General features: G+C 47.7%; 6 protein-coding genes and 1 pseudogene. 4 read left to right on the top strand and 3 right to left on the bottom strand.

The features are described from left to right. Positions 1 to 268, top strand: a pseudogene (locus C234_RS17660) (IS982 family transposase); the annotation flags it as partial. A 297-nt stretch (positions 269 to 565) separates the two neighbouring features. Here C234_RS17660 and C234_RS0109265 read toward each other — a convergent pair. From C234_RS0109265 to C234_RS0109255, 3 genes are all read right to left on the bottom strand, one after another. Beyond that, positions 566 to 1,588, bottom strand: coding sequence for a hypothetical protein (locus C234_RS0109265; protein ID WP_051290223.1), 1,023 nt, complete (start codon positions 1,586 to 1,588; stop codon positions 566 to 568). 47 nt (positions 1,589 to 1,635) lie between these two features. Next, entirely contained in the window at positions 1,636 to 3,990 is a 2,355-nt protein-coding gene (locus C234_RS0109260) for a TonB-dependent receptor (protein WP_027325533.1), read from the bottom strand. Positions 3,991 to 4,137: 147 nt separating this feature from the next. After that, positions 4,138 to 4,464: a hypothetical protein gene (locus C234_RS0109255; protein ID WP_027325532.1), complete on the bottom strand. Its 327-nt coding sequence runs from the start codon at positions 4,462 to 4,464 to the stop codon at positions 4,138 to 4,140. A gap of 202 nt (positions 4,465 to 4,666) precedes the next feature. On the opposite strand from C234_RS0109255, the gene C234_RS0109250 reads away from it, so the two are divergent. The 3 genes from C234_RS0109250 (at position 4,667) to C234_RS0109240 (ending at position 8,799) form a co-directional block, all read left to right on the top strand. Further along, entirely contained in the window at positions 4,667 to 6,568 is a 1,902-nt protein-coding gene (locus C234_RS0109250) for an Ig-like domain-containing protein (RefSeq protein WP_027325531.1), read from the top strand. Continuing rightward, positions 6,516 to 7,388, top strand: a complete 873-nt coding sequence (locus C234_RS0109245) for a DUF3108 domain-containing protein (protein WP_027325530.1) — start codon at positions 6,516 to 6,518, stop codon at positions 7,386 to 7,388. The genes C234_RS0109250 and C234_RS0109245 overlap by 53 nt, the downstream gene beginning before the upstream one ends. A 202-nt stretch (positions 7,389 to 7,590) precedes the next feature. After that, complete coding sequence (locus tag C234_RS0109240; RefSeq protein ID WP_027325529.1) at positions 7,591 to 8,799, top strand: glycoside hydrolase family 88 protein; 1,209 nt, start codon at positions 7,591 to 7,593, stop codon at positions 8,797 to 8,799. The last annotated feature ends 31 nt before the right edge of the window (positions 8,800 to 8,830 follow it).

Raw genomic sequence — 8,830 nt, 5'->3', positions numbered from 1 at the left:
CGCTAACATTACGCTGGAAGTTCCCTATCGGCTGAATCAGAAGAACCGGAAAGAGCCCACATCATGGGCTTGCAAGCGGTTTAGAAAACGTATCGAAACCGTATTCTCCCAACTCAACGACACGCTTATGATGATACGAAATTACGCAAAGCAATCCTGCGGACTTTTCACCCGCATGGCAGCAAAGATTGCCGCTATGACTTTCATGCAATATGTCAATTACGCTAATCATCGTCCGATTGGAAAGATAAAATATTCGCTAATTTAATTCAACCAACGGGTTATATATACTCATGGTCGGTGACCATATATAGCTACCGCGGTGGCAATATATAGTCACCGGACTGACTATATATACTCACCAAGGTGAAAATGAATGCTTATTCCGATGTTGATTTAAATGGTTGATTTATAGTGATTTCCCCCGAATTGGAAAAATGGAAGTGAAGTCGTTGCGGCTATGCGTAAAAAAGGTTGGCTATGGGTAACCCGGATGTCACCCATAGCCAACCGCACCGTTCGCTTCGGAGGACGCCCGAAGAAACTTCAATCCGGAGAACTAACTTTAGAGCCAGATACTGCCCGCTTCGCCATCTCCTGATTGATAAGTGTAGGTGTGGAATTCTTTAACAGCTTCCTTCCAACTGATGTTGAAAGTCTTCATGATGGAACGGATCACTTTCTTTCCATCTTCGTCTACCGTTTCTTCGGTTATGGTATCCAAGTTGGTATCTTCTTCTATATCAGAAACCTCATCGTTACGCGACCAGAAAACGACAACGGGCACTTTGACGTTGATATCCCATGTGCCGCGTTGTATCAGACCGCCTGAGGGCTTGTAGAACGGGTCGAACTTATTCGTTTTGGAGTTGATCTTGGAAACGTATCCGTGGTAAAGGCGGATTTGCAAGTCGAACTCCTTGCGGTCTTTGAGGAAGCGGATGGCTCCTTTCATCCCTATCGGGTTTTCGCCTCCCGTGATTTGCGCTTTGTCTAATTTTTTTGTTTTGTCCCAAGGCGTTGTGTCTACATAGAGGTAGTCGATGAGTTTGCTCGGGTCTTGGTCGTCCGCCTCGTCCATGCCGTCGAAAGTCCTTTTAATGTTGACCGGCGTGAAGAAGTGTTGGTGAATCTTCTCTTGTCCGTTCTCCACAAACTGGTTGTTCATCAGTTCGCCTTTCACGTTGTAGTAATTAATAAACATGAGATAGATAGGAGCGGGGGTGAATTTTCCATGATTGTGGTAGTTCCCGCACTGCTGAACATAAAATTTGCTTTGGCTTCCTTCGGCAAGTTTCCAGCCTTCTCCCTGTTTCACCTCATACGTTATCTCCTGTATTCTCTTCATGTATTTGGCAGGAGATTCGGGGTTCTGATGAGGACCTCCCACTTTTTGAATTTCATTCCAGTCGGCATGCAGATGGCATTCCACCAGTTTGATGGTCATTTTCACAGGATCTTCATGAAGTTTGTTTTTTGTTTCGTCGTTAGGAATTTCGGGGTCTTTGCTGCAAGAGTTAAAACCCAACATAAGGAAACTCCCTATGAAGAACATAAGTGCTGTTTTCAGTAAATTTGTTGTTTTCATCTTTTCTTGTTTTATAAAATGAATAAAATAATAAATGGTTTTTGTTTTTAAAAGCTCCATTGCACGGAGCAACGCACGTCGCGGCCTATGTCATGGGCATAGTAGCGCGAGCGGTTGGTGTATTCTTTATACTCTTTATTGAGCATATTGTCGCCCGCCAGCAAGAAGCGTATCTTATGTTTCCTCCCTACGCTCCACTCCACGCCCGCTTCGAAGCCGAGCAGATGGTAAGCGGGAGGCGTATGGTCGATAAGGTCTGTCTTGGGGTCGAAGCGTGTCTGCTTTGCTGTGAAGCGGTGCTTCAGGGTCAGATGCGGCGCGAAGCTCCGCCTCATTGCGGGTGTCCACGTCAGTTGGTGGTCGATACGCATGGGCGGGATATACGGCAAATAGTTGCCGGAACTTTGCTCGTTTGCCCAGATGATCGACGTAATGAGACGGTACTCCAGCGAACGGAGAGGAACGAACCGGAGGTCGAGGTCTGCCCCACGGAAGAACGCCGGCGTCTGTTTGTATTGGAATACGGGATATGATCCGGAAATGACGGTGATATTCTTTCGCGCGGGTTCGTCGTAGATATAATTGTCTATCCATTGCAGGTATCCGTCGATACGAACGTTTAGCTTCTGAGTGCGATAGTTCACGGACGTAATCCATTTGTAGCTTCGTTCCGAGCGCATGGTGGAATCTCCTTTCACAAACATGCCCGAACCCAGTTCGTTGCCGTTACTGTAAAGCTCGTACACATGAGGGGCGCGCCATGCCAATCCTAAATTCGATGTGAGCCACCACTGATTGGATATCTTATATCGGGTTCCGAGACTGTAAGAGAGGTTTCTGAACTTACGCGAACCTCCGTAGGCAACTCCCGTCCAGTCGTATCCTGTGGCTCTTGTCTCTTGGTAGTCTGCACGTATTCCGGCTTCGGCGTCCCAGCGGTTGCGGTGAAACTTCTGTATGGCGTAGGCTCCCCACGATGTTTCGGTGTAATTGGGGATGACAGGAACCACTCCTGTCCCTGCCTGACTGTAGTTGTCGATAAGCATGAATTGTCCGCCTGCTTCGGTTTGCCACGCGCCGTACCCTATGTTCCATCGGACGAAGTTCTGAAACGATTTCAGGTTAAGTCCGATGGCAGGAATGTGCGAGTGGTTCATCCGGCGGATGCGGTTCTCCGTTCGCTTGTCTTTCTGCCACGAACCTTGCCAAAAGAGCTCGCCCCATCTTCCTGTGTCATATTTCACCTTTCCTATCAGCGTTTCGTGCACCACTCGCTGGCGAGGGTAAGTAATGCTGCGCGTAAAGGGATCTACCAATACGGGACGGCCTAACCGGATGCGTTCGGCCAGCAGGTCTTCACTCCCCATCTGTGCGCTCAGCATCACCCCCATCCGGTTGTCGTACCGGCTGTAAAAGCTCTCTATCCTCAAGCGCTCCCGGTCGTATCCGATACCGGCGGAAAAATTGAACTCCCGCGTGCCGGTATTGTTTAGCAGATAATTGGCTGTTGATCGGTCGCCGGAGTTGGAGTACGTGCCCTGCACCCGCCAGGCAATATTTCTGAGAAAGGGTAATGAACTTTCTATCTGTCCCACAAAGGCATAGCGGTGTCCGTTGCTTCCGTACAATGATGTTGCTTTGCCTTTCAGCTCCTTCTGCCGGAAGGGCAACGTTTTCTGATCCATTACGATGATTCCCCCCAACGCTTCCGAACCGTAGCGCACGGCGTCGGCTCCTTTCACCACCTGAATAGAGCCGCTGTTGTTCATATCCACTTCCGGAGCATGGTCTGCTCCCCATTGCTGGCCGGTTTGTCGTGCTCCGTTGTTGATAATCAGTATGCGGTTTCCGTGCATTCCCTGAATTACGGGCTTCGCTACGGTGGTCCCGGTCTGTATGGAACTCACGCCGCTGACTTGCTCCAGCAGAGATGCCAACGATTTTCCCAACGATTGGTCGATGGCGGCCGATGAAAGCTTGTTGCTCACGGTATTTACCGTAGCGCTTTGCCGCTCGCTGCTGATAACCACCTCTGCGAGTCGCTTCACCTCCGGAATCAGGCGGATGATATACACCGAGCCTTTATGCGGCAACGCTTTCAAATCTGCCACTTGTGTCTTGTAGCCTAAGCACTGTACGGCAACCTTACTTTCCGGTTTGAGCCTTTGCGGTAAGGCGGCGTACCCGTCCGGCGAACTGATAAACGCCTCTCCGCCTATTGATATGTATGCTCCGTCGATAGGAGCGTTGGTTTCGCCATCGATAACACGTAGCCTGATTTTTCGTGTGAATTCCGACGTCGGTTGTTTCCACATCGTTTGTCCCCGCAAATTCATGCAGGAGCCAACGATGAGGAAAACGACGAACAGACACACATATCTTATATATGTATGAATAATCATTTTCTATTGAATTGTTTGAAAGGGAGAATGTATTGAAAAGAAATACCGCCTCACCCCAGGGGATAAAACAATAACTTTTCATGCATTTCATGAAAAAAAAGCAGGCAAGGTTTATTTATATAAATCTCCTGCGTGAAATTGAAACAGCTAAACAGTTGCCGGCGGGGCGCGCAGGCTAGGGGAGAGTATGGTTACACAAGCTCCTTTCTCTTCCGTAACAAGGTGGATAAAAGGAACGAATGTTTGTAAATGGTGGAAAATGAAACTTTCGGCTTCGGTAAAGTCGGAAAGCACGAAAAGACAGATCTCGCAATTGTCGGCTGACCGGTTATCTGACCGCTCTGTATGATGGGCGGCACATGAAGCATCATTGTGAAAGTGTGTGGCTTTCACGACAAATAGGGGCATCAGCATTAAAAATAACATCCATGCGATGGCTGCCCTTTGCTTTTGTTTCAGTCTGATACGTTTCATTCCGGTAGTTGATGGCTGTTGCCAATTGCCGGCAAAAGTAAGAGTTTGTGCGGTTTTATGCAATACCTATTGTTAGGTATTTCTTCGTTCGGGTATGTTTTTTTGTGTTTTTAGAAGTGATTCGGATTGCAATATCTTTTGTTTTTTGATAAATTAGCGAGAAACGTACTGTTTATTGGTAAAGAACGTTTATTTTTGCGACATGTTATATCATGACACTCAAAAGATTCAGCAGATTCTTCGCAAGTCATTGCCGGCGATTGCACTGGCGGCTGCATTATATTCCTGTGCCAGCATCGGGCGACCGGACGGAGGCCCGATTGATGAGACTCCCCCGCGCTTTATCGGGAGTACTCCTCCTCCGGGAGCGGTAAACAGTACGAGGAGGAAGATCATCCTTCGGTTCGACGAGTTTATCAAGTTGGAAAAGCCGGGGGAGAAGATTGTTATTTCTCCGCCGCAGTTACAGCAGCCTGAAATTAAAGCGGCGGGTAAAGAGATACGGGTTAATCTGCTCGATACGTTGAAGGGAAACACTACTTATTCGATAGATTTCTCGGATGCCATCGTCGATAATAATGAGGGAAATCCTCTTGGGAACTTTGCCTATACTTTTTCTACCGGCGAACGGATAGACACGATGGAAGTGTCGGGAACCGTACTCGATGCATCCAATTTGGAACCGATCAAAGGAATAATGGTAGGTCTGCATTCCAATCCGGCCGATTCGGCTTTCACAAAGCTTCCTCTCGACAGGGTAGGACGGACGGATAGCCGCGGACGATTCTCTATCAGAGGCGTTGCTCCCGGAGAATACCGTATCTACGCTTTGATGGACGCCGACCAGAACTTTGCTTTTACGCAGAAGAGCGAGGTGATCGCCTTTTGCGACTCGTTGATTATTCCCCGCATGGAAGGGCGTACACGGATGGATACCGCATGGGTGGATTCGCTGACTTATGATACTATTGTAGAGAGAGCCTATACGCATTACTTGCCCGATGACATCGTGCTCCGTGCGTTTAAGGAACTCAACCGTTCGCGATCCCTCTCGAAATCCGAACGGCTCGTACCCCATAAGTTTACGCTTTATTTTGCAGGACAAGTGGATACGTTGCCTGTGTTGAAAGGCTTGAATTTCGAAGAGAAGGATGCTTTTGTCATTGAAAAATCGCAGCGTAGCGACACGATTCACTACTGGGTGAAGGATTCCCTGCTTTACAAACAAGATACGCTTTCGTTCAGCCTCACCTATCTGTATACCGATACGCTCGATCGCCTGCTTCCCCGTACGGATACGCTGAACCTGGTGTCGAAGCAGAAGCCGGTGGTGAAAGAAGAGCCTAAGAAAAAGAAAAAGAAGAGAGGCGAAGCGGATGAACTTCCGCCCGTGCAATATCTGCCGGTGGCTGTGAATGCTCCTCCGTCTATGGATGTATATGGGACTGTCTCTTTCAATTTCCAAGAGCCGGTAGCTCGTTTCGAGCGTTCGTTCATTCATTTGAGACAAAAAGTCGATACTTTGTGGAAAGATTTGTCTTTCGACTTCGAAAGAGATTCGTTGAGTATAAGAAAGTTTAATTTGTACTATGACTGGGAGCCGACTGCCGAGTATGAAGTTTCGGTAGATTCTGCTGCGTTTCGCGGCATATACGGCTTGTCTACAGACAAAATTAAGCAGGTTTTCAAAGTACGTAGTGAAGATGAGTATTTCACGCTTCATTTCAATATAACCGGAGCGGATTCTCAGGCGTTCGTCGAGTTGCTCGACGCCCAGGATAAAGTGGTGCGCAGACGGAGAGTAGTCGATGGAATGGCCGATTTCTATTTCTTGAACCCCGGAAAGTACGGCGCCAGATTGATTAACGACCGGAATGGAAACGGTGAGTGGGATACCGGAGATTTTGCCGGAGGACTGCAACCCGAAGAAGTTTATTATTATCCGAATATTTTGGAATATAAAGCATTGTGGGAGGCCACGCAAAATTGGGATATCCATGCTATTCCCGCAGACAGGCAAAAGCCGGATGAACTAAAAAAACAGAAAGCGGATGAAGACAAGAGACAAAAGAATAGAGAAAGGCGGGAGCGTAACCGCCGCTGACCGTATGCGACGAGTGGCGATAGGTTTGTTGTTATGGTTGGCAGGGAGCTTTTCCTTGTCCGCCAACGCTCAGTGTGAGGCAAAGAACAATGCCTTCCAGTCGGGGGAACAAGTCATGTACGATTTGTATTTTAACTGGAAGTTTGTTTGGGTGAAAGCCGGATTAGCGAGTTTGACGACTAACGCCACCACTCATAACTCGAAATCTGCATATCGGATGAATCTGATTGCGGTGGGCAGTAAGCGCGCGGACTTCTTTTTCAAAATGCGCGATACGCTCACCTGTGTCATGGGTGAAAAGCTCGAACCCCTCTATTTCCGCAAAGGAGCCGAAGAGGGGAAACGATATACGGTAGATGAAGCCTGGTTCTCATATCGGGGAGGGCTTTGTCATATCAAACAGAAACGTACGCATCGCGACGGTGAAGTGCAAGAATCGGAAGGCAGTGACAGCCGTTGTATTTACGATATGTTGAGTATTCTTGCGCAAGCGCGTTCTTATAATCCTGCAGACTATAAACCGGGAGATAAAATAAAGTTTCCGATGGCCACCGGACGCAAAGTGGAGGAACAAACGCTTATTTATCGGGGAAAGGAAAACGTGAAGGCGGAAAACGGGGTGACATATCGCTGTCTTATTTTTTCATTGGTTGAATATAATAAGAAAGGGAAGCAGAAAGAGGTGATTACTTTCTTTGTAACGGATGATGAGAATCATCTTCCGGTCAGACTGGATCTGTTCCTTAATTTCGGTTCGGCAAAAGCTTTTCTTAACTCCGTAAAGGGCAACCGCCATCCGTTGACATCGGTTGTTAAATAAAAGCTGTGTCGGTCTGTGCGTCGTGTGTAGACGCATTTACCCGTTTGTCCTTGCAAGCGCTTTTGAAGAGTCTGCGGAACGGCAATCCCTTGAAATGTACCAAAGTTGTCCTTCAATTGGATTATTTAGGAAGGTGCCTTCTGATTTTATGCTGTATTTTTGTTGCCGGAAAATTAATCACTTAACAAAATATCCGTGTATTATGAAAACAATTCTTAGCACATTAGGAATTTCATTTTTTATTTTGACGAGTTGCGGTGGACAAAAGAAGGTGGAGACTGATTTCATCCAGGACAACATCGACAATGCCGTGGCTCAACACACTCTTCAAACCGATCTGATCGAGGCATCCGGAGAGATCTTGAATCCGAGAACTGTCAAGAAAGACGGAAGTATCTCTTACATTCCCATCGACGACTGGTGCTCCGGTTTTTTCCCCGGTAACATGTGGCTCACTTACAAGCTGACAGGAGATGAGAAATGGTTGCCGCTGGCAGTAAAGTATACCGAAGCGTTGGACTCGGTGAAATATCTGAAATGGCATCACGACGTAGGTTTTATGATAGGGTGTAGTTACCTGAACGGATATCGCGTGGCAGGCAAGAACGAATATAAGGATGTGATTGTGGAAGCTGCGAAATCTCTTTCCACCCGTTTCCGTCCGGGAGCAGGCGTTATCCAGTCGTGGGACGCCGACAGGGGATGGCAAGGTACGCGCGGATGGAAATGCCCGGTGATTATCGACAACATGATGAATCTCGAATTGCTGTTCGAAGCGACTGCTTTTTCAGGCGATTCCACTTTCCATAATATTGCAGTGAAGCATGCCGATACTACCTTGGCGCATCATTACCGTGCCGACAACAGTTGCTACCATGTAGTCGATTACGATCCGGAGACCGGAGAAGTGCGTAAAAGGCAGACAGCGCAGGGATATGCCGATGAATCTGCATGGGCACGCGGACAGGCATGGGGCTTGTACGGGTATACTACCTGCTATCGCTACACAAAGGATAAAAAATATCTGGAGCAGGCGCAAAAAATATACGATTTCATTTTCAATCATAAGAATCTTCCTGCCGATCTGGTTCCTTATTGGGATTACGACGCTCCGAACATTCCTGACGAACCCCGCGACGCTTCTGCTGCTGCCTGTACGGCTTCGGCATTGTACGAACTCGACGGATACCTTCCCGGCAACGGCTATAAAGCGACTGCCGACAAAATTATGGAGAGTCTCGGCTCACCCGCTTATCGTGCGGAGGTGGGAACAAACGGGAACTTTATCCTGATGCACTCGGTAGGAAGCATTCCGCACGGGCAGGAGATCGATGTGCCTTTGAACTATGCCGATTATTATTTTCTGGAAGCGCTCGACAGAAAGAAAGAATTGGAGACTGTCTCTAAATAGAAAAATGGAAATTAATTTCTTGATAAATAGA

Source organism: Bacteroides pyogenes DSM 20611 = JCM 6294, assembly GCF_000428105.1.
Taxonomy (GTDB): domain Bacteria; phylum Bacteroidota; class Bacteroidia; order Bacteroidales; family Bacteroidaceae; genus Bacteroides; species Bacteroides pyogenes.
This window is presented reverse-complemented; position numbering and strand designations above follow the sequence as displayed.

Excerpts from the sequence above, each read along its gene's own strand:
- C234_RS0109265 (WP_051290223.1), bottom strand. The coding sequence starts at position 1,588 with ATGAAAACAACAAATTTACTGAAAACAGCACTTATGTTCTTCATAGGG.
- C234_RS0109255 (WP_027325532.1), bottom strand. The coding sequence starts at position 4,464 with ATGAAACGTATCAGACTGAAACAAAAGCAAAGGGCAGCCATCGCATGG.
- C234_RS0109240 (WP_027325529.1), top strand. The coding sequence starts at position 7,591 with ATGAAAACAATTCTTAGCACATTAGGAATTTCATTTTTTATTTTGACG.
- C234_RS0109245 (WP_027325530.1), top strand. The coding sequence starts at position 6,516 with ATGAAGACAAGAGACAAAAGAATAGAGAAAGGCGGGAGCGTAACCGCC.
- C234_RS0109250 (WP_027325531.1), top strand. The coding sequence starts at position 4,667 with ATGTTATATCATGACACTCAAAAGATTCAGCAGATTCTTCGCAAGTCA.
- C234_RS0109260 (WP_027325533.1), bottom strand. The coding sequence starts at position 3,990 with ATGATTATTCATACATATATAAGATATGTGTGTCTGTTCGTCGTTTTC.